Source organism: Pseudomonas sp. NFIX28 (assembly GCF_900107395.1).
Taxonomy (GTDB): domain Bacteria; phylum Pseudomonadota; class Gammaproteobacteria; order Pseudomonadales; family Pseudomonadaceae; genus Aquipseudomonas.
Genome location: NZ_FNPW01000027.1, coordinates 1 through 22998 on the forward strand (window position 1 = coordinate 1; position 22998 = coordinate 22998).

At 63.5% G+C, this 22998-nt stretch carries 20 protein-coding genes and 1 rRNA gene; 13 read left to right on the top strand and 8 right to left on the bottom strand.

All coding sequences use genetic code 11. The features are described from left to right. Nucleotides 1-208 precede the first annotated feature (208 nt). From rrf to BLV20_RS29895, 4 genes are all read left to right on the top strand, one after another. Nucleotides 209-324: ribosomal RNA gene (rrf, locus tag BLV20_RS29880) — 5S ribosomal RNA — on the top strand. A gap of 148 nt (nucleotides 325-472) precedes the next feature. Further along, nucleotides 473-1132, top strand: coding sequence for a paraquat-inducible protein A (locus BLV20_RS29885; protein ID WP_092305959.1), 660 nt, complete (start codon nucleotides 473-475; stop codon nucleotides 1130-1132). Continuing rightward, the gene (locus tag BLV20_RS29890) at nucleotides 1119-1742 is read left to right on the top strand and encodes a paraquat-inducible protein A (RefSeq protein ID WP_092305960.1); all 624 of its coding nucleotides are present in this window, start codon (nucleotides 1119-1121) and stop codon (nucleotides 1740-1742) included. The genes BLV20_RS29885 and BLV20_RS29890 overlap by 14 nt, the downstream gene beginning before the upstream one ends. Then, the gene (locus BLV20_RS29895) at nucleotides 1735-4038 is read left to right on the top strand and encodes a PqiB family protein (RefSeq protein WP_092305961.1); all 2304 of its coding nucleotides are present in this window, start codon (nucleotides 1735-1737) and stop codon (nucleotides 4036-4038) included. Before BLV20_RS29890 ends, BLV20_RS29895 begins: the two co-directional genes overlap by 8 nt. Before the next feature lie 73 nt (nucleotides 4039-4111). Here BLV20_RS29895 and mksF read toward each other — a convergent pair whose 3' ends face one another. The 3 genes from mksF to mksB are packed head-to-tail and all read right to left on the bottom strand — an operon-like array spanning nucleotide 4112 to nucleotide 8929. Next, nucleotides 4112-6955, bottom strand: a complete 2844-nt coding sequence (mksF, locus tag BLV20_RS29900; protein WP_092305962.1) for an Mks condensin complex protein MksF — start codon at nucleotides 6953-6955, stop codon at nucleotides 4112-4114. Continuing rightward, nucleotides 6952-7659 (bottom strand): Mks condensin complex protein MksE, encoded by a 708-nt coding sequence (gene mksE, locus BLV20_RS29905; RefSeq protein WP_092305963.1) that lies wholly within the window; start codon nucleotides 7657-7659, stop codon nucleotides 6952-6954. Before mksE ends, mksF begins: the two co-directional genes overlap by 4 nt. Further along, the gene (gene mksB, locus BLV20_RS29910) at nucleotides 7649-8929 is read right to left on the bottom strand and encodes an Mks condensin complex protein MksB (RefSeq protein ID WP_175540286.1); all 1281 of its coding nucleotides are present in this window, start codon (nucleotides 8927-8929) and stop codon (nucleotides 7649-7651) included. The genes mksE and mksB overlap by 11 nt, the downstream gene beginning before the upstream one ends. A gap of 180 nt (nucleotides 8930-9109) precedes the next feature. On the opposite strand from mksB, the gene BLV20_RS29915 reads away from it, so the two are divergent. Both BLV20_RS29915 and rimI read left to right on the top strand, forming a co-directional pair. Next, on the top strand, nucleotides 9110-9895 hold the full coding sequence (locus BLV20_RS29915) for an energy transducer TonB (RefSeq protein ID WP_092305965.1): 786 nt from the start codon (nucleotides 9110-9112) through the stop codon (nucleotides 9893-9895). Continuing rightward, a complete protein-coding gene (gene rimI, locus BLV20_RS29920) occupies nucleotides 9888-10340 on the top strand; it encodes a ribosomal protein S18-alanine N-acetyltransferase (RefSeq protein ID WP_009045633.1) in 453 nt (150 codons plus the stop codon). The genes BLV20_RS29915 and rimI overlap by 8 nt, the downstream gene beginning before the upstream one ends. Nucleotides 10341-10443: 103 nt before the next feature. On the opposite strand, the gene BLV20_RS29925 is transcribed toward rimI, so the two are convergent. Further along, nucleotides 10444-10839 carry a serine kinase/phosphatase gene (locus tag BLV20_RS29925; RefSeq protein ID WP_092305966.1) on the bottom strand — a complete coding sequence of 132 codons (396 nt, stop codon included), beginning with the start codon at nucleotides 10837-10839 and terminating at the stop codon, nucleotides 10444-10446. 150 nt (nucleotides 10840-10989) lie between these two features. On the opposite strand from BLV20_RS29925, the gene can reads away from it, so the two are divergent. Continuing rightward, nucleotides 10990-11634 carry a carbonate dehydratase gene (can, locus tag BLV20_RS29930; RefSeq protein WP_092305967.1) on the top strand — a complete coding sequence of 215 codons (645 nt, stop codon included), beginning with the start codon at nucleotides 10990-10992 and terminating at the stop codon, nucleotides 11632-11634. Nucleotides 11635-11748: 114 nt separating this feature from the next. Here the strand turns inward: can and BLV20_RS29935 are convergent, their stop codons facing one another. The 3 genes from BLV20_RS29935 to BLV20_RS29945 all read right to left on the bottom strand — a co-directional run bounded on the left by BLV20_RS29935 (nucleotide 11749) and on the right by BLV20_RS29945 (nucleotide 16449). Beyond that, the gene (locus tag BLV20_RS29935) at nucleotides 11749-12942 is read right to left on the bottom strand and encodes a hypothetical protein (RefSeq protein ID WP_092305968.1); all 1194 of its coding nucleotides are present in this window, start codon (nucleotides 12940-12942) and stop codon (nucleotides 11749-11751) included. Between the two features lie 138 nt (nucleotides 12943-13080). Beyond that, nucleotides 13081-14781, bottom strand: a complete 1701-nt coding sequence (locus BLV20_RS29940; RefSeq protein WP_092305969.1) for an acid phosphatase — start codon at nucleotides 14779-14781, stop codon at nucleotides 13081-13083. A 249-nt stretch (nucleotides 14782-15030) separates the two neighbouring features. Further along, complete coding sequence (locus tag BLV20_RS29945) at nucleotides 15031-16449, bottom strand: short-chain fatty acid transporter (protein ID WP_092305970.1); 1419 nt, start codon at nucleotides 16447-16449, stop codon at nucleotides 15031-15033. Between the two features lie 113 nt (nucleotides 16450-16562). Between BLV20_RS29945 and BLV20_RS29950 the strand changes: the two genes are divergently transcribed. Continuing rightward, the gene (locus BLV20_RS29950) at nucleotides 16563-16796 is read left to right on the top strand and encodes a Pathogenicity locus (RefSeq protein WP_092305971.1); all 234 of its coding nucleotides are present in this window, start codon (nucleotides 16563-16565) and stop codon (nucleotides 16794-16796) included. Nucleotides 16797-16800: 4 nt separating this feature from the next. Next, nucleotides 16801-18183: an aminotransferase-like domain-containing protein gene (locus BLV20_RS29955; RefSeq protein ID WP_092305972.1), complete on the top strand. Its 1383-nt coding sequence runs from the start codon at nucleotides 16801-16803 to the stop codon at nucleotides 18181-18183. Here the strand turns inward: BLV20_RS29955 and panB are convergent. Further along, nucleotides 18171-18986 carry a 3-methyl-2-oxobutanoate hydroxymethyltransferase gene (panB, locus tag BLV20_RS29960; RefSeq protein WP_092305973.1) on the bottom strand — a complete coding sequence of 272 codons (816 nt, stop codon included), beginning with the start codon at nucleotides 18984-18986 and terminating at the stop codon, nucleotides 18171-18173. The two genes, BLV20_RS29955 and panB, sit on opposite strands and share 13 nt — an antisense overlap. A 170-nt stretch (nucleotides 18987-19156) precedes the next feature. Here panB and BLV20_RS29965 point away from each other — a divergent pair, with 170 nt between their 5' ends. The 4 genes from BLV20_RS29965 to BLV20_RS29980 all read left to right on the top strand — a co-directional run bounded on the left by BLV20_RS29965 (nucleotide 19157) and on the right by BLV20_RS29980 (nucleotide 22861). Continuing rightward, a complete protein-coding gene (locus tag BLV20_RS29965) occupies nucleotides 19157-20479 on the top strand; it encodes an MFS transporter (RefSeq protein WP_092305974.1) in 1323 nt (440 codons plus the stop codon). 214 nt (nucleotides 20480-20693) lie between these two features. Beyond that, nucleotides 20694-21215, top strand: a complete 522-nt coding sequence (locus BLV20_RS29970; protein ID WP_256577917.1) for a hypothetical protein — start codon at nucleotides 20694-20696, stop codon at nucleotides 21213-21215. Between the two features lie 63 nt (nucleotides 21216-21278). Further along, nucleotides 21279-21827: a UDP-4-amino-4,6-dideoxy-N-acetyl-beta-L-altrosamine N-acetyltransferase gene (pseH, locus tag BLV20_RS29975; RefSeq protein ID WP_092305975.1), complete on the top strand. Its 549-nt coding sequence runs from the start codon at nucleotides 21279-21281 to the stop codon at nucleotides 21825-21827. A gap of 128 nt (nucleotides 21828-21955) precedes the next feature. Next, entirely contained in the window at nucleotides 21956-22861 is a 906-nt protein-coding gene (locus BLV20_RS29980) for a cation diffusion facilitator family transporter (RefSeq protein WP_092305976.1), read from the top strand. Nucleotides 22862-22998 lie beyond the last annotated feature (137 nt).

The window sequence follows — 22998 nt, forward strand, 5'->3', positions numbered from 1 at the left end:
TAGGTTGGGTGTGTAAGCGCTGTGAGGCGTTGAGCTAACCAATACTAATTGCCCGTGAGGCTTGACCATATAACACCCAAGCAATTTGCGCTTAAGAAGCCAGATTGCGGTGTGTGAAGACGCAATGAACCGAAAGTTCGCACAACACACAAACTATCGCATACCCAATTTGCCGAAGCGTTGAAAGACGAGTCGGCACACCGAATTTCTTGACGACCATAGAGCATTGGAACCACCTGATCCCATCCCGAACTCAGAAGTGAAACGATGCATCGCCGATGGTAGTGTGGGGTTTCCCCATGTGAGAGTAGGTCATCGTCAAGATTAAATTCCGAAACCCCAATTGCGAAGGCAGTTGGGGTTTTGTTTTTGCGCGCAGAAAATACGCTCTTATCTCCAAACAATTTTGCACAGTTATTTTCGGGATGGACCTCTAGAATAGCCGCACGCCTTTTCAGAGCCTGAGCCTTATATGTCAGATACGGTTGACGCCCCTGGGCTGTCGGAGCTGCCACTGGACGAGCTGGTGGCCTGCCACGAATGTGACTTGCTGATGCGCAAGCCAGAGTTGGCCCACGGAGAAAAAGCCCAGTGTCCCCGCTGTGGTTATGAGCTGTACGCACATCGCCATAACGTCGTGGATCGCAGCCTGGCATTGGTTATTGCCGCGTTGTTGCTCTACGTCCCCGCGAACTTTTTACCCATCATGCAACTCAATTTGCTCGGACAATCTTCCGAGGACACGGTATGGAGCGGCGTCGTCGGTTTGTTCAATACCGATATGCAGGGCGTGGCGGTGGTGGTGTTTCTCTGCAGCATGGGCATTCCATTGCTCAAGCTGGTCTGCCAGTTGCTCGTGCTTTTAAGCATCCGCCTGGACACGGGGCGCAGTTACGGATTGCTGCTTTATCGCATTTATCACCACTTGCGGGACTGGGGCATGCTCGAGGTCTACCTGATGGGCGTCTTGGTCGCCATCGTCAAATTGGCAGACCTGGCAGCCATGACCGTCGGCCTGGGGCTGGTGTGTTTTATCAGCATGCTATTGGTTCAGGTGTGGCTGGAGGTGGTCATGTCACCCCATCAGATATGGGATGCCTTGGCCGGGGAGGATGCGCATGAGGGCGCTTGATGCGGGCATTCTGGTTTGTAACGAATGCCATGAATTGAACAAGCAGGAACCCGATACCGAAGTGCAGACCTGCACCCGCTGCGGAGCCTTGGTACATGCTCGTCGTCCCAACAGCATTATGCGCACCTGGGCGCTGCTGATTACTGCGGCGATCTTGTATGTCCCAGCCAACGTTCTGCCGATCATGACGGTGACATCGCTCGGCCAGGGCGATCCCAGCACCATCATGTCCGGGGTGGTCCAGTTGGTGCAGCACGGCATGATCCCGATTGCCGCGGTGGTGTTCATCGCCAGTATCCTGGTGCCCACCTTCAAGCTGGTGGGGATTGCCCTGCTGCTGTTTTCGGTCCAGCGCCATCAGCCGCTATCGGCACAGCAACGCATTTTGATGTACCGCTTTATCGAGTTCATCGGTCGCTGGTCGATGCTGGACATCTTTGTGATCGCCATCCTCGTGGCGGTGGTGAACTTCGGTCGGCTTGCCAGTATCGAGGCCAATCTCGGTGCTGTGGCGTTTGCCAGCGTGGTGATTCTGACGATGCTCGCCGCGGTAACTTTTGATCCCCGACTGATCTGGGATAACACGGAGTCGGACGACGACAATGAGTGATTTGCCTACAGCTAAAACCCGTCCGGCTTCGAACTGGTCGGCCATCTGGGTCCTGCCCCTGATCGCGCTGGTGATTGGCGGATGGCTGGGCTGGCGTGCCTACAGCCAGACCGGCATCGAGATCCAGGTGCGTTTTGAAAGCGGCGAGGGTATCCAGGCCAACAAGACCGAGGTGGTCTACAAAGGGATGTCGGTGGGCAAGGTCAAGGCCTTGGCCCTGGACGACGAAGGCAATACCAAAGGGGTCATTGCCACCGTCGAGATGAACAAGGACGTCCAGCAGTACCTGAAAAGCAGCACCCGCTTCTGGCTGGTCAAGCCGAGCGTGACCCTGGCCGGGATCACCGGCCTGGAGACGCTGGTTTCCGGTAACTACATCGCCATCAGTCCCGGCGAAGGCGAGCCGGCGCGCAAGTTCAAGGCGCTGGTCGAAGAACCGCCGTTATCGGATGTCAAACCGGGCCTGCACCTGACCATCAAGGCGGATCGCCTGGGGTCGCTGAATCGTGGCAGCCCGGTGTTCTACAAGCAGATCCAGGTGGGGCAGGTGAAAAGCTACCTGCTGTCCGAAGACCAGAACACGGTCGAGGTCAAAGTCTTTATCGAGCCGACCTACGCCAACCTGGTGCGCAAACACACACGCTTCTGGAATGCCAGCGGCATCAGCATCGATGCCAACCTGTCGGGGGTGAAAGTGCGTAGCGAATCCCTGGCCAGCATCGTCGCCGGCGGTATCGCCTTTGCCACCCCGGAAAACCGCAGGGACAGCCCACCCACCGATCCGAGCCTGCCGTTCCGTCTCTACGAGGACTTCGATGCGGCGCAGGCGGGCATCCGCGTCAAGGTCAAGCTGAGTGACTTCGAAGGGCTCCAGGCAGGCCGGACGCCGGTCATGTACAAGGGAATCCAGGTCGGTAACCTGAAGGCCCTCAAGGTCGACCCGGATCTGTCCAGCGCCACGGCGGAACTGACCCTGGACCCATTGGCCGAGGATTACCTGGTGCAAGGCACGCAATTCTGGGTGGTCAAGCCTTCTATCTCCCTGGCGGGCATCACCGGCCTGGAAGCGCTGGTGAAAGGCAACTACATCGCGGTGCGTCCCGGCGACAAGGGCGGCGCTCCGCAGCGCGAATATGAGGCACGCCCCAAGGCACCGCCGCTGGACCTGCGCTCCCCTGGCCTGCATCTGGTGCTGTTCACCGAAAACCTCGGTTCGCTGGAGGTGGGCAGCCCGATTCTGTACAAGCAGGTCAAGGTCGGCTCGGTGCAGAGCTACCAGTTTTCGCGGACCCGCAAGCAGTTGGTCATCGGTGTGCACATCGAGAAGGAATACGAAGGGCTGGTGAATGGCTCGACGCGTTTCTGGAACGCCAGCGGCGTCACCTTGACCGGTGGCCTGACGGGGGGCATCCAGGTCAAGAGCGAGTCGCTGCAAAGCCTGATGGCCGGCGGTATCGCCTTCGATACGCCAGAGCCCAATGTGCCACTGAAAAAACGCATTCCGCGCTTCCGCCTGTACACCGACAAGGAGCAGGCGACACAGAAAGGCACCCTGATCAGTATCAAGGTCGACCGGGCCGACGGCCTGCGCTCGGGGACGCCTATCCGCTTCAAGGGGCTGGATGTTGGCAAGGTCGAGGACGTCGACCTCAGCAGCGATCTGCAATCGGTGCTGCTCAAGGCGCGGATCACTGAGGTGCCGGAACGTATTGCCCGGGTCGGCAGCCAGTTCTGGGTGGTCAAGCCGGAGCTCGGCTTGATCAAGACCGCCAACCTGGAAACCCTGGTGACCGGGCAGTACATCGAAGTGCAACCGGCGCCGAAGAACCTTGGCGCACAGACCAGTTTTGTCGCCTTGCCCCAGCCACCGGAAACCGCGGTCGCCGAGGCCGGCCTGAGCCTGGTGTTGAGCGCCGCGCGCCGCGGCTCGCTGAAGGTCGGTGTGCCGGTGACTTATCGCGAGGTAACGGTGGGCAAGGTCACGGGCTACGAGCTGGGCCAGACTGCCGATCGGGTGTTGATCCATATCCTGATCGAGCCGAAGTATGCGCCGCTGGTGCGCAGCGGCACGCGTTTCTGGAACAGCAGCGGGTTCGGTATCGACATTGGCCTGTTCAAGGGCGCGACCGTGCGTACCGAGTCGCTGGAAACCTTGATCCAGGGCGGTATCGCCTTTGCCACGCCAGATGGCGAGCGCATGGGCAACCCGGCGCGGCCGGAACAGACCTTCGCGTTGTTCGACAAGTTCGAGGACGAGTGGCTGACCTGGGCGCCGAAAATCCCGTTGGCCAAGTAGCCTCGTTCCTGCGCAAACAAAAAAGGCCGTGATCGAAAGATCACGGCCTTTTTGTTTTACGGCGTTGGGCGAGTTACACCTCGTCCAGTTCCGCTTCGGCTTCCGGCTCGACGTTCAGGGTGGCCTTGACCTGATCGTGACGGCGGATGTACTTCCAGTCCGACTCGTCGATGTAGATACCGTTCGGGCCGCTGCCGCCTTCCAGGTCGATGGCGACCTGGGCCGACACCTGCGGCTTCACACTGGCCAGGATCGGCACAAAACCCAGCTGCAGGCTGGTTTCCAGCAGCGCTGCCTGGTTCTTCTCGTCGATGTCCGCGGCCTCATCGAGGTAGTACGGCAGGCGGATGCGCCCGGCCTGTTCGCGATCCATCAAGTGCAGCAACAAGTACATGTTGGTCAGCGCCTTGATGGTCATGGTGGTGCCGTTGGACGCCGCGCCATCGATATCGGTGTGGATCACCGGCTGGCCATGGACCTTGGTGATCTCGAACGCCAACTCGAACAGGTCCTTCAGGCCCAGCTGGTTGTGGTTGGCCGCGACCAGGCGGGCCAGGTATTCCTTGGCCTCCTCGTTCTTGTTGTCCTGTTCGGTGCTCTGGCTCAGGTCGAACACCGACAAGGTCTCGCCTTCTTCGTACTGGCCGGCGCTGTGGATGATCTGGTCGATGTGCTTGAGGGCTTCCTTGTTCGGCGCGAGCACGATACGGAAGCTCTGCAGGTTGGACACCTGGCGCTTGTTGATCTCGCGGTTGAACAGCGCCAGCTGGTGCTCGAGGCTGTCGTAGTCGCTGCGAATGTTGCGCAGGGTCCGGGCGATATCGGTAACGGCCGCGCGACGCGCCTTGCCCAGGGTCAGGGCTTCGTCGGTGCGGTGCGCATAAGCGTTGATCAACAGTTGCAGGCGGCGCTCCATGTCGTCTTCGCTGTCGAACTTGGCCACGCCCTTGAGGCGCACCTGGGCGTAAAGCGCTTCGATCTGGCCATCGACCCGCTGCAGGCCCTGCCAGCTGTCCTGGTAGTCGTTGAGCAGCGGCAGCAGGTTGTCCATGGAATCGTCGACCGGCTCCATGAACGGCGTGCCGAACGGCAAGTCCGCCGGCAGCAGTTGGCGGCGACGCAGGGCGTCGTCGAGGGTGCGTTGCTTGGCTTCCATGTCGCTGATCTGCCGGCCCACCAGTTGCAGCTTGGCCGACAGCTGCTGGACGCGTTCGGTAAAGGCGTCGCTGGAGCGCTTGAGCTCGTCCTGCGCGGCTTCCATCTGCGCCAGTTGCTCCAGCTTCTCGCCTTCCTCGGCGCTCAGGGTCTGCGCGCGGCGGAAATCTTCCAGGGCTTTCTGCGCATCTAGCACCTGCTGGTACAGCGCTTCGGTCTGGGTCTTGCTCGCGGCGCGGTCGGCGGCCACCGCGGCCTGGGTTTTCAGCTGCTTGAGTTCTTTGTCCAGGCGCTCTTTCTGGTCGCGCAAGGCCGCGCGGTCCGCCAGGGCCTGCAAGGCCGGCGGCTCGATGTGGGAAATGTCGATGGACAGGCCAGGCACTTCGAAGCGCTCGCCCTTGAAACCATCGAGGATCAGTTCCACGGACTTGACCCAGTCGCCGTTCTCGTCCAAAGCAATGCCGTGCTCGCCCAGCGGCAGGCTGAACAGTTGGCTGTTGAACAGGCGCATCAGGCGCTCGACGTCCTGCTGAGAGAACTCTTCGCGCAGGCGCGCATAGCTGTTGTTGTCGGCGTTATCGAGCTGTTGCTTGACCGACTTCAGGCGTTTTTCCAGATCCCGCAGGCGTTCTTCCAGGTCTTCGGCGGAGAACTGCCGGGACTGGGCCAGGGCGCCGGCCAGTTCGTCGTGGGCATCCTTGGCCGCCATCAGTTGCTGTTCCAGGACCTTGACGTCGTCCACCAGGGCGAAACGATGCTTGAGCACCGACAACTCGCCGAGCCAGCGCTGGGTGCCGGTGATTTCCCGTTCCAGGCGCATCATTTCCTGGGTGCTGCTGCGCTGGTCGTTCTGCAGCGCGTCCTGCTCGTTGCGGTAGTGCTCGGCCTGGATGGTCAGCTCTTCCTTGCGCGCACTGGCGTAGTCGGACCAGGTACCCAGCAGCGAATCGAGCAATGGCGACAGGCGATGCAGCTTGCCGCGCAAGATGTCGCGCTGCTTCACGCCGTTGGCCAGGGCTTCCACCAAGGGGCCGGCAGCCACCAGCGAGTTGTAGTCCTGCTCCATGCGGCGCACGTCACGGAAGGCTTCTTCGCAGGCGGCGATATAGTCGACGCTGCCCGAGCGCAGGCTGTGCTCGAAGGCATCGAGGAACAGCTGCTTGAGCTTGGCCGCGGTGATTTCGCGCATGTGCAGCAGGTTGATGAACAACGCGCGGAAAGTCTTCAGGCTCTGCTCGCTGGTGGAGCGCAGCGGAATCAGGGTCAGGTCCAGCGGAATCGAGGTATGCCCGCCCACCAGCAGGCGGCGCAGTTCATCCGGCTTGAGTTCATAGGCCTTCAGGCCATGGCGCTCGAGGTTGGTGAACAGTTCTTTCTGGCGCAGGCAGGTGTCGTCTTTCTGGTAGTGCGCCAGGTCCAGCGAACCTGCATAGGCGAAGAACTGGTGACCGAAACTGCCGCCCGGACCGCGCCCGGCCACGCCGATCACGTGCGGGCCATGGGGCAGGGAGACCTCCACCAGGATGTAGCTGGTATCGGTGGCGAAGTAGAAACGCCGCGATTGTTCCAGGCTGTACTTGCCGAAGCTCATGTCCGACATGCGCGCCAGGATCGGGAACTGCAGGGCGTTGATCGAAGCGGACTTGCCGAGGTTGTTCGCGCCATAGACCGACAGCGGTTCTTCCAGCGGGAACAGGCCCAGGCTGTAGCCGGCGGTGTTCAAAAGGGCAAAGCGGCGGATGCCGTAGCGTTCCTTGCTCATGCGTCGAGCTCCTGTTCTTCGGCAATGGCGCGGGCCAGTGCGTCCTCTTCACTTTCCTGGGATTCGGTGAATTCGCTGAGGTCCAGCGGGTCGTCGGTCTGCAGCAGTTTTTCGTCGCTGTCTTCGTCGATCAGCACCGGCGTCGGCAACGGCAGCACGCTGTGCAGGCTGGCGGCCAGGTCGCGGTCCTGCTGCACCGACAGGCACACATCGAGGAAACGGTGCATCGGCGGCAGGAAGCGGTAGATGCCTGGTTCCTCGCCGGCGAAACCCAGTTGGGTCATGCGGCGCATGATTTTTTCTTCCAGTTCTTCGTGGGTCTGCACTTCGGCCTGGATGAACAGGTCGCGGTACTTCTCCAGCATGGACGGCAGTTCGTCGCGAGCGATGCTGCCGCCGTCGAGCACGGCGACCGGGTCGCGGCCCTGGTCGGCCAGGTGCTCCACCAGGATAAAGGTGAACAGCGCCAGGCGCTGGGCGGTCTTGTTCACCTGGGCGGCGGCGTTCTCCGGCACGAAGTAGTAGAAGCCGCGGGTATCGCAGACCAGCTCGAAGCCCAGGGCCTTGAACAGCGCGCGGTACTGGTCCTGGAAGTTCGACAGTTGGGAATACAGCTCCGGGTCGCGGCGGCTGATGTGATAACCCTTGAACAGCTCGCGAAAGATCGGCGCCAGCTGGGACAGTTCGGAAAGATCAAGATGCATGTGGAGTGCTCGCAGAATTCTCAGGCAGGTCGTCGCGGGCCGAGAGCAGGGCGAAGGAGCGCAGGCTGACCTGGTGCTCGTGGGTGTGGTAGTCGCGGCGTTCCAGTCGCTCGCGCTTGAAGCGTTTTTCCCGCGACAGGCGGGAGAACCAATACAGCAGCTCGTCGGTGGCGCCGTCCGGTTCCTGCTCCAGCAGCCAGGTCATCAGGTCTGGCATCGGCAGCGCGTCTTCGCAGCGATCGAGCATTTCGCGGACCGTGCGCGGCGCTCGTGGCGCAGCGCCACCTTTTTGAGACTTGTGCGCCTTGGGAAAGCGCGTCGGCTTCGGTTCGAAGCTGGCCAGGGCATAAACATAGGCCTCGACCTGGCCGGAGCTGCCGAGGAAGGTGCTTTGCGGGCGAGTGAACAGCGGCATGGCCGCTTGCGGCACGGCATCGATGCCCTTGCGGCGGATGGCCGACAAGGCCAGGGCCGCGCCGCGGGTCACGGCGTTGTGCCGGCGGGCTTCTTCGCGCAGCGGCAGCAGCAGTTCCCGGGCGTGACGCAGGGTCAGCTGGGCGCTGGTCTGCATTTCCAGGATCCGCGCATGGGTGCGCAGCAGCATGTCGTCGTCCACCAGTTGGCCCAGGCGCTGCTGTTCGGTGAGCATGCGCAGCAGGACATTCTCGACCTTGCGCACGCCTTGTTCGAAAGCGCCGTCGGCGTTCACCAGCTGGATCATCGGCTCGACGTATTCGTCCCAGGTGGCCAGCACCTCGGCGTAACGCTGGCGCAGGGGAATCTGCCGGTCGCTGGTCTTGGCCCGTTCGGCGACGGCCACCAGGGCCTGTTCGTCGTTGGCGAGCTTTTTCAGCACGTCGCGCACGCGCATGTCGAGCAAGCGCAGCTGGCGGGCCAGGTCATGGCCGTCGCGGATGTCGAAGGCGTCCTGGATGTAACCGGCGAGGCGTTCGAGGTGGCGCAGGTAGGCTTCGATTTCCAGGCACAGGCCCAGGCGGTGTTCGCGCCGCAGGTAGGCGAGGAAGTCGTGGATCTGCGCGTTGAGCTCGAAACGGTTCGGGCTTTTCGCCACCGGAACCAGGATGTCCAGGCGGATCCACACGTCCAGCAGGCTGGTGATGTCCTGTGGCGTACTGTCAATTTGCTGTGTGGCCAGCTGTGAACGCAGTTCGGCGAGGCTCAGGGTGCCTTGGTCGAAGTGCTCGCACAGTGGCTCCAGAAGTGCCCAGTGTTCGGCGAGGGCGCGCAACACGCGCTTGGGTTCGATCATCGGAATGGCCGGCTGGTTGGCAATTAAAAGCGGCGATTGTACTGCATCGGAAGGCTGACGATTCACCCCTCGGTCTTATCAGGGGATGGACCGGTGTTTTTGTGACGAATCAACTGCGGGCGATCTTCGGCGAAGGACGGTAGAATCCCCCCACTTCAGTTATCCACAAGTGGCCGACCTTTGCTTATCGAGTCCCGCCGTCGCGCTTATCTGTCCGCCATGCAGGTGGTCAGCTGGCTGCCGCGCACCGAATTGCCCTTTGCGGCGCCATCCCGTCCCGAGTTGCTGGTGATTGCCGAGCCCGTGGTCGAGGCCCCGGCAGCGCCGGTTCCTGTGGCAAAAACGGCGGCCGAGCCTGTGGCCAAGCCTGCCGAGCGAGCGAAAATCGAAGTGCCGCGTCCCGGTAGCACTGCCGTTCGTCCGGTCAGCAAACCCGTGGTCGATGCCGAGGAGGCTCCAGCGCCGGTCAAGGCCGCGCCCGTGCCGCCGCCGCGTTTCGCCCTGCAGTTGCTGCGCGCCGGCCGGTGCCTGCTGCTGGTGGAGTTACCCACAGGCGAAGCCTTCCAGAGCCGCGACCCGGCCTATCTGCTGCTCAAGGACATGCTGCGTGCCGCCGGCCTGCCGGACAGCCCGCAGATCCTCGCCGAGCCGGTGCGCTGGCCGATGCTGACCCGCGGCAACCTCGACCAGGGGCCGGAAGCGGCGCGCGATTTCGTCCAGGCCTTTGTCGGCGCGCGGGTCGAAGAAGAGCCCTGCGTCTGCCTGTGGCTGATTGGTCTGCCGGCGGTGCGTTTCGCTGGCGAGGCCGATGCGCAATCCTACAACCGTGAGCTCCAGGTCGAAGGCCTGGGCTCGGCCTGGGCGTTGCCGGGGCTGGAACTATTAATGGAAGAGCCACAGCGTAAGGCTGATGTCTGGCAAGCCATGCGTCGGCTGATGGCGCGTTGGAAAAGTAGCAATGAGTGACGCTTTATCGTTCCGCCAGGCCACCGAGGCGGACCTGGATGCCATCCTGAAAATCGAATACGCGGCGTTCAGCCATCCCTGGACCCGTGGCATTTTCACCGACGCCCTGAAGTCCTATGAAGTCTGGCTGATGTTCGAAGGCAGCCAGCAGGTCGGCCACGGGGTGATCCAGGTGATCATCGACGAAGCCCATCTGCTCAATATCACCGTCAAGCCGGAAAGCCAGGGCCGCGGCCTGGGCCTGCGCCTGCTGGAAGAACTGATGAAGCGCGCCTACCAGAAAGACGCGCGCGAATGCTTCCTCGAGGTGCGCTCCAGCAACCAGACTGCGTATCGCCTGTACGAGCGTTATGGTTTCAACGAAGTCGGCCGCCGCCGTGATTACTACCCGGCGACAGGTGGCCGCGAAGATGCGCTGGTGATGGCCTGCACCCTGGTCGATTGACGACGTACGTTATCGTAGGAGCGAGGCTTGCCCGCGATAGCAATTTGCCTGACACACCGCTATCGCGGGCAAGCCTCGCTCCTACAGTTGTTAAAGACGGGCATCAGCGTTTGCCATCCAGCGGGTCGCGGCGGGCCAGTTCGGCTTCGTCCAGGCCATTGCCGCCACCGATGTCGTCTTCATCGACAATGCTCAGATCCCAGTCGGCCGGCCGGTCTTCCCCGGCTTCGCGGGGGGAGCGGGCGCCGTCTTCGCGGATCAGGTTTTCCGGCGTCAGCTCATCGTCGTTGGGCTCATCGCCAGCGTTGTCGGTCAGGCCGGGGCCATGGGAGTGCCTGCCAGGGGTACGATGTTCCGCAGGTGTGGACACAGGGTCGCCGACCCTGGTGGCGGGTTCTTCTTCATCGAAATCCAGCTCTTCCATGGAACCCATGCGGTCTTCGTTGTCATCGATGGGTTCGGGCTGAGGCGCGCCAAAGGGACGTCGTGATTCAGTCATGACGGTGGCTCATACTTTTGGGCTTAAAAGTTGGACCTATCGGGTCTTTCAAGATTCAAAAGGCTGGATAAGCGGTATCTGCGTAGACGTGCGTGACCCCGATAGACGGTCGTCTGTCAAAGCAACGCATCAATCCTGAGGTTTCACAGCATGAACGAACTACAAGACCTGATTGATAACAACGAGCGTTGGGCGGAAGCGATCAAGCAGGAAGATCCTGACTTCTTCTCCAAGCTGGCCCGCCAGCAAACGCCGGAATACCTGTGGATCGGCTGTTCGGACGCCCGCGTACCGGCCAACGAGATCGTCGGCATGCTTCCCGGGGATCTGTTCGTACACCGTAATGTGGCCAACGTGGTGCTGCATACCGACCTTAATTGCCTGTCGGTAATCCAGTACGCGGTGGACGTGCTCAAGGTCAAACACATCCTGGTCACCGGTCATTATGGCTGTGGCGGTGTGCGCGCCTCGATGCAGGATCGCCAGCTGGGCCTGATCGATGGTTGGCTGCGCTCGATTCGCGACCTGTATTACGAACATCGCGAAGCGCTGGGGCAACTGGCCACCGAGGAGGAGCGGGTCGACCGCCTCTGCGAGCTGAACGTGATCCAGCAAGTGGCCAACGTCGGCCACACCAGCATTGTGCAAAACGCCTGGCATCGCGGGCAGAGCCTGTCGATCCACGGTTGCATCTATGGCATCAAGGACGGTCGCTGGAAGAGCCTGAACGCGACCATCAGCGGTTTCGAGCAACTGCCACCGCAGTATCGCCTGCGTCCGGTCGGGGCGGTTTGACGCTCAAGCCCTGAAAGCCCATTGCCAACGAGCCCGCGTCTACAGGAAGGTCCATCTCCTGTAGACGCGGGCTCGTTGGCGATCGGGGTGCAGCCCTTGCCGCGCGCGCCGCTGTCAGATATGCGGCGTCTGGGCAGTCATCGACGGCGCCGGCGCCTTCAATTGTTGAAGTTGAGTCTTCACCAGCGTGGTGGCGCACTTGGCCTGGGCCTGCTCGGGCGTCAGCTCGCGGATCGAGGTGTAGAACAGCACGCAGGTCTGCTCCTTGTTGGTCTCCTGCCAATTCTGCGTGCAGCTTTTGAGCTGCGCCGCCGGGTCGCTGCCCGGTTTGCTGCCCATCCCGGCCTGCCAGCAGGCAGCGCTCAGGTCCTGTCCCATCACCTTCAAGCCAGCCGCATCGGCTTTGGCCTGGTCGCCGTCGTAGTTCTCCGGGTCTGCCGCGTACCAGATATAACTCGGGTGGTTGGAGCCCAGCACCGGCACCTTGAGCCCCGCGCTCGGGCTGATCTGCGCCAGGCCCAGCACATTCACGGTCGGGCCGTACTGCTGCTTGATCCAGTTACGTACCGGCGCGCCGAACGCGACCATTGGCAAGGCCGCGCCGCTGGCGTTCTGGCTGACCTGCTTGACCATGGTGGTCTGGTAGTCCTGGAAGTAGCCGTAGACGCCTTCCAGGTCCTTGCCGGCGCTGGCGGGGGCGGCGATCGGTGCAATGTCGATGATGGTCTGGTAGCCCGGCGTCTGTTCGGCCGGAATGCCATTGGTGGTGAGCAGGGTGGCCCAGCGGTCGGTGGTGGCCGACTCCAGGTAGTCCTGGGCGCGGGTCAGCGAGTAGTCCGGCGGGAAGTGCAGCAGCTCGACGCTCTTGCGGTTCTCCAGGGCCATGCCCAGGGGCAGGAACAGGTACCAGCTATAGGCCCATTTGCCGTCGCTGCTGAGTTTGCTGGCGCCCTGGTAGGCCAGGTCGCCGGCATCCAGCAGGGCGGTCAGCGGCTTGTCATAGCCCTGCGGGACACCGCTGATGCTGGCATACAGCTGGTTGTTGTCGGTCTTCACCGTGACCTTGGCGGCACTGTAGCCATCGCGCTGCACGCTTTGGGTCAGGTAATGCTCGACGGTCTGTTCCAGCGTCCAGTTGCGATAGCAGATCACGTTGCAATTGTTGGGGTAGGCGAACAGCTGGGTGACACGCTGGGTGTTGCCCAGCTTCAGGTCGACGTCGGCCTGGGCCGCAGCGCTCAGCGTCAGGCTGCCCAGGGTCAGGGCGGATAAAACGAAGGGTAGGGATAATCCTGCGAGTTTCAACATGCTTGGCTCCTTGTCAGCGTTGGCCTCGTCTGTGCGAGGTCGGTTCCGTACTAAAACAGTAGCGGGTGACAAGGAAAAGGGTGGAATAAATGTTTTTCCACGCCAGCGAACGGCCGCCTGGGCGGCCGCTGTCGTCACTCAGGCGGGGAAATGCAGGGCATTGCTCAGGTCACCCATGGGCGCCTGCCCGCGGGCGATCATTGCCTCGTCCCGTTGCTTGAGGCCGTCGAGCTGTTCCAGCTGGAACACCCGGGTGATCAGCCGCAGGATCGACGCGGTGTCGTACACCGTATGGTCCACCGTGCCCTTGCGCGCGAACGGTGACACCACCAGCGCCGGGATGCGCGTACCCGGCCCCCAGCGGTCGCCCTTGGGCGGGGCGACGTGGTCCCACCAGCCGCCGTTTTCATCGACGGTGACGATCACCACCATGTTCTGCCACTGCGGGCTTTCGCGCAGCACCTTCAGGACGCGCGCGATATGCCGGTCGCCCGCGGCCACATCGGCGTAACCGGCGTGCATGTTGAGGTTGCCCTGGGGTTTGTAGAACGCCACAGGCGGCAATTTGCCGGCCTCGACATCGGCGAGGAAGCGGTTGCTGCTCGACTCGTCGCCCAGGCCGCCGTCACGCAAGTGGTGGCTGCGTTCATTGGGATGCTCGGGACCGAACTGCGCGAAATAGTTGAACGGTTGGTGGTGGTACTGGAAGTTGGGAATCTTCGGGATACCCGCCGAGTCCTTGTAGGCGTCGAGCGTGACCTGCCAGGCGCCGGCGTACCAGGCCCAGTCGATGTCCTTGCGCGAGAGCTTGTCGCCGATGGTGTCGTGGTGTTGCGGCACCAGCACGTTGGGCAGGTCGGCCTTGGCATAGGCCGGGCGCTGCGGGTCGCGGATCCAGGTCGGCCAATATGGCGGGGCCATGGTGTTGACCGCGTAGCCATCCGGGGTCAGCAGGCTCGGGCCGAATTGCGGCGGGCCGCTCATGGCGCTGGCCGGGGACTGCTCCAGTGGCTTGAGACGGTTGTCCTGCGGATCGTCGCTTTGCAGGGTGGCGATCTGCGGCTTGGCCACCGAATTGGCCGCATCCGGATAAAACGGCACGGTGGCGCTGATCAGGTATTGGTGGTTGAGAAACGAGCCGCCGAAGGCGCCCTGGAAGAAGTTGTCGCACAGCACGAATTCCCGGGCCACATCCCACAGCCGCAACCCGTAGCGGCTCTGCGCGTAGTAACCCATGGGCAGGCCGCCGGAGTCGGCCCAGGCGACGAAACCATCGTTCCTGCCGCCGTTGATCTGCATCTGGTTCTGGTAGAACACGTGCCACAGGTCGCGGGTGACCAGGCTCAGGGGCAGGTCTTCGCCATCGGGGCCCTTGAGGGCGAAGGGCGCGTTGGGCAGGTGTTGCTGATATTGGGTGCCGACCGGATAGGTCACGCCATCCAGGGCCTGGGGGCCGACCTGGGCGATGCCGCCCCAGACCGGTGGCAAGGTCTGCAGCAGGTTGCCGTCGCGGTCGCGTTGCCGATAGTCGGCGGGCTTGAGGGCCGAGAGCGGTTTTTCCAGCCCGGGGAAATCGGCGAACAGATTATTGAAGCTGCGGTTCTCGGCAAAGATCACCACGATGTTCTTCACGTTGTCGCGCAACGCCCGGTCCAGCTCGGCGGGCGACAGCGAGCGCTCCAGCGGCTTGCCTGCTGCCTGTTCGTTGTGGCCGCAGGCGCTGAGCGTGGCGCCGACACCCAGCACCGCCATGCCGCCGAGAAAACGTCGGCGGCTGGTGTCGGCAAGTGGTTCGGTGCCCGGGGAATGCCCTGCGTCTTTCGAGTGTTCGTCGCTCATGCCGGATTGCCTGCTCGTCAGTTCGTAACAAAATATTTCGGCTGCAAGGTAGCAACCGAATATGACGCAAAGACTACAGAAAAGGCTCTGGGATCTGGCTTAGAGAGTCATAAGGAAAATCTGGAAAGCGTGTAGGGCTACTTCTGTAGGCACGAGGCTGGCCCGCGATGACGGCATGCGGGGCACCCTCGGCCTGCGGCCGGTCGCGAGCAAGCTCGCTCCGACAGGGGAGCGAGCGGTTTACCAAGGTTACGGCGCCACCGGCGGCATATAGCTCAACGTGGTGCCCAGGGCCCACAGCAGCACCAGCACCAGCGGCGTGTGCACCAGCAACTGGACGAAGGAGAAGCCGATCAGGTCCCGCGCCTTGAGCCCCAGCACCCCCAGCAGCGGCAGCATATAGAAGGGGTTGATCAGGTTCGGCAGCGCCTCGGCGGCGTTGTAGATCTGCACAGCCCAGCCCAGGTGATATTGCAGGTCATTGGCCACCTGCATCACATAGGGCGCCTCGATGATCCACTTGCCGCCGCCCGATGGAATGAAGAAGCCCAGCACCGCCGAGTAGATGCCCATCAGCAGCGCGTAGGTGTCGTGGGAGGCGATCTGCACGAAGAAGGTCGAGATGTGGTGGGCCAGGCTCTGGCCGTCGATGCCCTTGACCACCGTCAGCAAGGCCGCGATGGAGCCGTACAGCGGGAATTGGATCAGCACCCCGGTGGTGGTCGGCACGGCGCGGGCCACGGCTTCGAGGAAGCTGCGCGGGCGCCAGTGCAGCAGCGCGCCGACCATCAGGAACAGGAAGTTGTAGGTATTGAGCCCGGAAATCGCGGTGATCGCCGGCTTGGTGGCGAATTCGTGATAGAGCCAGCCGGCCGCCAGCAAGGCCAGCAAAATGGTCAGCAGCGGGCTGTATTCCAGCCACTCGCCGGGGCGGGTGCGCGGTTGCGGCTTGGGCATGCTGAAACTCGGGTCGATACCGCAGGCCTTGGCATCGCGCGCCGAGTTCGGGCCGGGCGCGGTGGCGTAGGCGATGACCAGCGAGACCAGGATCAAGGCCAGCAGCAACACGCCGGACTGCCAGAGAAAGATGGTCTGGGTGAACGGAATCACCCCGGTAATCGACAGGATCGACGGCGGCAGGCTGCCCGGGTTGGCCTGCAATTGCGCCGCGGACGAAGACAGGCCCAGGGCCCAGACCGCACCCAGGCCCAGGTAGGCCGCGGCGCCGGCGGCGCGGTAGTCCATGCGCAACTCGGTCCGCCGGGCGAGGGCCCGCACCAGCAAGCCGCCGAACACCAGGGACAGGCCCCAGTTGAGCAAGGACGCGACCATGGAAATCAGCGCCACCCAGGCCACGGCGGAACGGCCGTTTTTCGGGATGCGCGCCAGCTTGTCGATCAGCTTCACCGCCGGCGGCGAGCTGGCGACCACATACCCGCCGATGACCACGAAGGCCATCTGCATGGTGAAGGGGATCAGGCTCCAGAAGCCGTCGCCGAAGGCCTTGGCGGCGTCGGTGGGCTTGGCGCCCATGGCCATGGTCGCCAGCGCGACGATGACCACCGCCAGCGCGGCGAATACCCAGGAGTCGGGGAACCAGCGCTCGGCCCAGTTCGAGCAGCGCAGGGCAAAGCGGGCGGAACGGCTGTCTTCAATGTCTGTGGACACGTCAGTACCTCAAGTCTTTTTTATGGTTGTCAGGAGGTCGATCGCCGGCTGGGGCGACCGAAAAACTGTGCAAGAATGCGGCAATCGGTCGGCACTGCAAAGGATTGAAGTACATGCCATTTCCACTCGAAGAACGCCAGGCGCTGCTGAAGATCAAGGGTGTCGGCGAAACCGTGGTCGCCCGCCTCGAACAACTGAGCATCGATTCCCTCGCCCGGCTGGCCCAGGCCAATGCCCTGGACATCGTCACCCGGGCCTCGGCCCTGGTCGGTTCCAGTTGCTGGCAAAACAGCCCCCAGGCCCGCGCGGCGATCCAGGCGGCGATTGCCTTGGCCAAGGGCGCCTGAAGCGGTGAGCCGCGAAACGCCTTTCGCCTACCAGGCCGTCTACCGCTACCTGGTGGAGTGGCTGGACAGTGCCAGCGCGGCCGAGCAGCGCCTGCCGTCATTGCGCGCCCTGGCCCAGCGCCTCAAGGTCTCGGTCTCCACCACCAAGTACGCCTACGGTTTGCTCGAAGACGAGGGACGGATCTACGCCCGGCCCAAGCAGGGCTACTTCAGCCGTCCGGTGCCGCCCGCGGGACTGGCGCCGGATGCGGGCCTGCCGGACAAGGTCTACGCCTGCGCCCGCCAGCCGGGAATGCTGGCGCTGAGCAGCGACGCCCCGGCGATGCTGCTGTCGCTGGACAACCCCCTGTTGATGATCGAGCGCGAACTGGTGCGCCAGTACCCGCGTTCCCAGGCGCCGCTGTACCAGCCGTTTGGCGACGCGCAATTGCGCAGCGCGCTGGCCGAGCGCTACACCCGCTCGACCACGGATTACTGGCACGCCGAGCAAGTGTTTCTCGGCACTGACCTGCGCGCGGTGCTGGCGTTGTCGCTCGATGCCCTGGAGCTGAACGGCGGCGTCGCCCTGGTGGAGTCGCCTTGTTCCTGGGCGATCCTGCGGCAATTGCAGGCGGCGAAGATCCGCGTGATCGAGCTGCCGCTGGACGTCCAAGGGCGCTTCGACCGTCAGCGCTTGCAGGAGGTGCTGCAGCGCGAACCGGTGCGCCTGGCGCTGCTGTCCTCGACCCTGAATTCGCCCCACGGCAGCCTGATGCCCGCAGAGGACAAACAGCAGCTGTGCCGCTGGCTGGGAGAGCGCGGCATCTGGCTGCTGGAAAATGACAGCTATGGCGAGTTCTGCTTCTCCCCGGCGCCGGCGCGGTATCGCGATTACGCCGATCCCGAGCGGCTGCTGGTGTTTTCCACCTTCGACAAAGTCATCGGTTCCGAGGCGCCCTTCAGCTATGTGTTGTGCCGGGGCCAGGGCGCGCGCTTGCAGCGGCATTTTCTCGAGCGCGCGTTCCGCCTGTCGCCGATCCGCCAGAAGGCCGTGGCCAAGCTGCTGGGCAGCGGCCGGGTCGATCAGCACCTGGTTCGGTTGCGCGGCCTGCTGCGCGAACGCATGGGCCAGATGCAGGCACTGTTGGCCGAACACGCCGCCACGCAGCTGCGCGTGGTCACCCCGGCCGGCGGTGCGACCCTGTGGGCCGAGGCCACGCGTGCGGTGGATATGCTGCAGGTCCATGAGCAATTGCTGGGGCAGGGCATCGTCATCGCCCCGGGGCAGATGTTCAGCCAGCAGGGCCTGTGGCGCCATCACCTGCGCCTGAGCTTCACCCTCGATTGGCGCCAGGACATCGCCGGCGCCGTGCAACGGCTGGCCCGGGCCATCGATCAAACGCCATAGCAGTGCCGCGCCTCGGGGAAGCGGCCGTCGCGCACCTCGGCGGCGAACTGCTCGCAGGCCTGGCTGATCAGCGCGCCGACATCGGCGTACTGTTTGACGAAGCGCGGCACCTGGGGGCCGCCCAGGCCCAGCAGGTCCTCGGTCACCAGCACCTGGCCGTCGCAGGCGGGGGAGGCGCCGATGCCGATGGTCGGCATCGGCGAGAAGCCGCTGATGCGCCGCGCGAGGTTTTCCGCCACCCCTTCCAGCAGCAGGCTGAACGCCCCGGCCTCGAGATGGGCGCGGGCGTCGGCCTCGATGGCCTGGGCGGTGGCGTCGTTCAGGCCCTGGGCCTTGAAACCGCCCATGACATTCACGTACTGCGGCATCAGGCCGACATGCGCCATCACTGGAATCCCGCGCTGCACCAGGAACTCCACGGTCGGCGCCATGGCCAGCCCGCCTTCGAGCTTGAGCGCGTCACAGCCGGTGCGCGCCAGCACCTCGGCGCAATTGCGGTAGGCCTGTTGCGGCGACTCCTGGAAACTGCCGAACGGCATGTCGGCGATCACGCAGGCCAGGCGGGTGCTGGCGACCACGGCGCGGGTGTGGCCGATGATTTCCTCCAGGCTCATGTCCAGGGTCGAGGTGCGGCCATAGCCGACCATGGCCGTGGAGTCGCCGATCAGCACGAAGTCGACGAATGGGTCCATCAGCCGCGCCATGTGGCTGGTGTAGGCGGTCAGGGAGACGATCTTCTGCTGGCCTTTCATGGCCACCAGTTGCGGCACTGTAAGGCGTTTGCTGCGGGTATGGATGCTCATGGCGGCGTTCCTGTCGCGGGTGGGAAAGTCGCCGATTATTGGCGTCCGCGGCGGCGATTCAATGCACAGCAAACCCCTAAAAACCGACCCAGGAAGGTGTTGCGGTTGTCCCTCGCGGCGTTTGCGTAGACCATGGGCGCCTTGAATTCTGCCCAATACCGAGTGGCTTTATGTCCTTCCCACCTGATGCGCGGCCGGCGCCGTTTTCCCGGTCCGACTACAAGACCCTGGGCCTGGCGGCACTGGGCGGCGCCCTGGAAATCTACGATTTCATCATCTTCGTATTTTTCGCCCTGACCCTGAGCCAGCTGTTTTTCCCGCCGGAAATGCCCGAGTGGCTGCGGCTGTTGCAGAGCTTCGGGATCTTCGTCACCGGCTACCTGGCGCGGCCGCTGGGCGGCATTCTCATGGCGCATTTCGCCGACCGCCTGGGGCGCAAAAAGGTGTTCAGCCTGAGCATCCTGATGATGGCCCTGCCGTGCCTGCTGATCGGCATCATGCCGACCTACGCGCAGATCGGTTATTTCGCGCCGCTGTTGCTGCTGGCGCTGCGGGTGCTGCAAGGCGCGGCGGTCGGCGGTGAAGTGCCGAGCGCCTGGGTGTTCGTCGCCGAGCACGCACCGGCCGGCCATCGCGGTTACGCCCTGGGCTTTTTGCAGGCCGGGCTGACCTTCGGCTATTTGATCGGCGCGCTGACCGCGACCTTGCTGGCGCAACTCTTTACCCCGGCGGAAATCCTCGATCACGCCTGGCGTTATCCGTTCCTGCTGGGTGGGGTGTTCGGCGTGATCGGCGTCTGGCTGCGCCGCTGGCTCAGCGAAACCCCGGTGTTCATGGCCATGCAGGAGCAACGCGACAGCGCCGCCGAACTGCCGTTGCGCACCGTGCTGCGCGAGCATCGCCTGGCCCTGTTGCCGGCGGCGATTCTCACCTGCGTGCTGACCTCGGCGGTGGTGGTGTTCGTGGTCATTACCCCGACCATGATGCAGAAGACCTTCGGCATGAGCGCCAGCCACACCTTCGCCCTGAGCAGCCTGGGCATCGTGTTCCTGAATATCGGTTGCGTGCTGGCCGGGCTGGTCGTCGACCGCATCGGCGCTTGGCGCACGGTGATGCTCTACAGCCTGCTGCTGCCGCTGGGGATCGGCCTGCTGTATGGCTGCCTGATCAGCGGCGGCGACTGGGTGGGCCTGGCCTACGCCATCGCCGGCCTCGGCTGTGGCGTGGTGGGCGCGGTGCCGTCGGTGATGGTCGGGCTGTTTCCGGCGCGAATTCGCGTGTCCGGCATCTCCTTTACCTACAACATCGCCTACGCGTTGTGGGCGAGCACCACGCCCTTGCTGCTGATCGGCCTGATGCCCTGGAGCCCGTGGATCTGCGTGATGTACTGCGCGGTGATGGGCGCGGTCGGGGTAATCAGCGCCGGGTATTTCGGGGCGCGCATGCCGAGGTCGGCGGGAAGCGCGGTGCCTGGGGTTTGTGCGGGGTCCTGAGACTCTTTCGCGAGCAAGCGAGCGCTCCCACAGGGGAAAAATTTTCACCTCCGGAAATACCTGCAGGCGCCGGCGTGCGCGGGCTAGAGCCTTCGCCGCCAAGCCGGCTTTTTACCGGCTAAATGCTCGTGAAAGTTGCGCTTAGCCAAGGCTCAATTACCCGCTAATCTCTCGAAAAAAACGCGCGGTCCACGCGCCAGTTTCGGGAGCTGCCTTGATCCGGTCCGTCCTTCGTTCCCTGCGTGATTTCGCCACGCTGCCACCGCTGCTGCAGGCGGCGTGGCTGTCCTTCGCCATTGGCCTGTTCATGACCCTGCTTCATCTGTGGATCTTCAACTTTGTCGACTATGGGCTGGACGGTGCCAACGTCGAATCCCTCAGCGGCAAGGTGCTGTACGCCGACCGTGGCGGGATGCTGATAGAGGACGCGGACAGCGGCGAATACACCCGGCTCAAGGTGATTCGTGGCATCACCTATCTGCGCTCCGGCCATGGCCCGCTCCGGGGCCAGACGCTGCACTTCACCTACCTGCGCGATGCGCTGCTGAGCTGCACCCTCGATGGCCAGGAACTGTGCATCGCGCAATGCGCCAACGCCATGGAATGCCTGGACAGCCGCTGCGAGCGCGAGGCGCCGCAGGGCATGTTGATCGTAGCGTTCGGCACCAGCCTGGCTTGCCTGGGCCTGCATGGGCTGCGCCGACGCAAGCCCGCGTCGGGCGCCGGGATCTTTTGAATTGCCGCCTGGCGCCGTTGCCCCTAGGCTGTGCGGCATCCGTTTCAGGCCAGGAGCCATGCCATGCAGGTAGTGCCGATACTCGAGACCAGTGCACAGGTGCAGGCGCGTGTTCGCGAGTTGCGCAACCAGCCGGACGTGCGCAAATACATGTACACCTCCCACGAGATTTCCGAGGCCGAACACCGCGCCTGGCTCGACTCGCTGGCGGGCAATCCGCGACAGTCGGTGTTCGTGGTGCTGCAAGAGGGAATCGCCTGTGGCGTGGTCTCGCTCAATGCGATCAACGCCCTGCACAAGAGCGCCGACTGGGCCTTCTACCTGGACAGTGGCTTACAGGGCAAGGGCCTGGGCAGCCAGCTGGAATTCTGGTTGCTTGACCATGCCTTCGGCGCGGTGGGCCTGGCGAAGCTCAACTGCGAGGTGCTGGCGCTGAACCAGGCGGTGATCCGCCTGCACCAGAAGTTCGGTTTCAGCCTCGAGGGCGTGCGCCGGCAGAACGTCGAGAAGGACGGCCAGCGCATCGACGTGATGCTGCTCGGCATCACCCGCGAGGAATGGGCCGCCCGGCGCCCGGACATGCTCGCGGTGATGGCCCGCCTGGGGCGCTGAACGCCGCTCGGGCTATGGCCAGATAACCGCCAGATGGCAGCCATGTGAGCATTGCGTCATTTTGCCGGGGCGCGCCGCCCGGGCCGGCTATCATCAGCCACGACGATTTTCACAGGCGGAGGCTTTTCATGGGCGCAGGGCACAGTCACGGACAGGTTCGGGCCGGACACGAACGCAAGTTATGGATGGCCCTGGGCCTGACGGGCAGTTTCATGATCGCCGAGGTGATCGGCGCCTTTATCACCGGCAGCCTGGCGCTGCTGTCCGATGCCGCGCATATGATGACCGACGCGCTGGCGCTGGCGATCTCCCTGGTGGCGATCCAGGTCGGCAAGCGCGCGGCCGATCGCAAGCGCACCTTCGGTTATGCGCGTTTCGAGATTCTCGCCGCGGCGTTCAACGCCATCCTGTTGTTCGTGGTCGCCTTCTACATTCTGTTCGAGGCCTGGCAGCGCTTGTCCGCGCCGACGGAAATCCAGTCCATGGGCATGCTGCTGATCGCAGTGCTGGGGCTCATCGTCAACCTGCTTTCCATGCGCCTGCTGGCCTCGGCGAGCGCCGAAAGCCTCAACGTCAAGGGCGCCTACCTGGAGGTGTGGAGCGACATGCTCGGCTCCCTCGGCGTGATCGTCGCGGCCCTGGTAATCATGTACACCGGCTGGGGCTGGGTCGATTCGCTGGTGGCCGCGGCCATCGGTTTCTGGGTGCTGCCGCGCACCTGGACGTTGCTCAAGGAGAGCATGAACGTGCTGCTGCAAGGCGTGCCGGACGGCCTCGATATCGACCAGGTCGAGCAGGGCATCCGCGCCATCGACGGGGTGACCGAAGTCCATGACCTGCACCTCTGGGCCCTGACCAGCGGCAAGAACGTGATGAGCGCGCATCTGGTGGCCGACCTGGGGCGCCGTGGTGAACAGCAGATCCTCGCCGACGTCACCGAACTGATGCACGAGCGCTTCGACATCTCCCACGTCACGGTCCAGGTCGAACAAGCCGGCTTTCACGAACAGGGGCACGAAGAGCACGTACATTAATCACCTGTAGCACCTGTAGCACCTGTAGCCGCTGCCGAGCCCCGCGAGGCTGCGATCGACTGCGAAGCGGGCGCCGCTTCTGAAATCGCTGGAGGTCCTGCGGACCTATCGCAGCCTACGGCAGCGGCTACACCGAT

Bases quoted from the DNA above. Each gene is read 5' to 3' on its own strand.
- BLV20_RS29885 (WP_092305959.1), top strand. From the start codon at position 473: ATGTCAGATACGGTTGACGCCCCTGGGCTGTCGGAGCTGCCACTGGAC.
- BLV20_RS29890 (WP_092305960.1), top strand. From the start codon at position 1,119: ATGAGGGCGCTTGATGCGGGCATTCTGGTTTGTAACGAATGCCATGAA.
- BLV20_RS29895 (WP_092305961.1), top strand. From the start codon at position 1,735: ATGAGTGATTTGCCTACAGCTAAAACCCGTCCGGCTTCGAACTGGTCG.
- mksF (WP_092305962.1), bottom strand. From the start codon at position 6,955: ATGAGCAAGGAACGCTACGGCATCCGCCGCTTTGCCCTTTTGAACACC.
- mksE (WP_092305963.1), bottom strand. From the start codon at position 7,659: ATGCATCTTGATCTTTCCGAACTGTCCCAGCTGGCGCCGATCTTTCGC.
- mksB (WP_175540286.1), bottom strand. From the start codon at position 8,929: ATGATCGAACCCAAGCGCGTGTTGCGCGCCCTCGCCGAACACTGGGCA.
- rimI (WP_009045633.1), top strand. From the start codon at position 9,888: ATGAGTGACGCTTTATCGTTCCGCCAGGCCACCGAGGCGGACCTGGAT.
- BLV20_RS29925 (WP_092305966.1), bottom strand. From the start codon at position 10,839: ATGACTGAATCACGACGTCCCTTTGGCGCGCCTCAGCCCGAACCCATC.
- can (WP_092305967.1), top strand. From the start codon at position 10,990: ATGAACGAACTACAAGACCTGATTGATAACAACGAGCGTTGGGCGGAA.
- BLV20_RS29935 (WP_092305968.1), bottom strand. From the start codon at position 12,942: ATGTTGAAACTCGCAGGATTATCCCTACCCTTCGTTTTATCCGCCCTG.
- BLV20_RS29940 (WP_092305969.1), bottom strand. From the start codon at position 14,781: ATGAGCGACGAACACTCGAAAGACGCAGGGCATTCCCCGGGCACCGAA.
- BLV20_RS29950 (WP_092305971.1), top strand. From the start codon at position 16,563: ATGCCATTTCCACTCGAAGAACGCCAGGCGCTGCTGAAGATCAAGGGT.
- panB (WP_092305973.1), bottom strand. From the start codon at position 18,986: ATGAGCATCCATACCCGCAGCAAACGCCTTACAGTGCCGCAACTGGTG.
- BLV20_RS29965 (WP_092305974.1), top strand. From the start codon at position 19,157: ATGTCCTTCCCACCTGATGCGCGGCCGGCGCCGTTTTCCCGGTCCGAC.
- pseH (WP_092305975.1), top strand. From the start codon at position 21,279: ATGCAGGTAGTGCCGATACTCGAGACCAGTGCACAGGTGCAGGCGCGT.
- BLV20_RS29980 (WP_092305976.1), top strand. From the start codon at position 21,956: ATGGGCGCAGGGCACAGTCACGGACAGGTTCGGGCCGGACACGAACGC.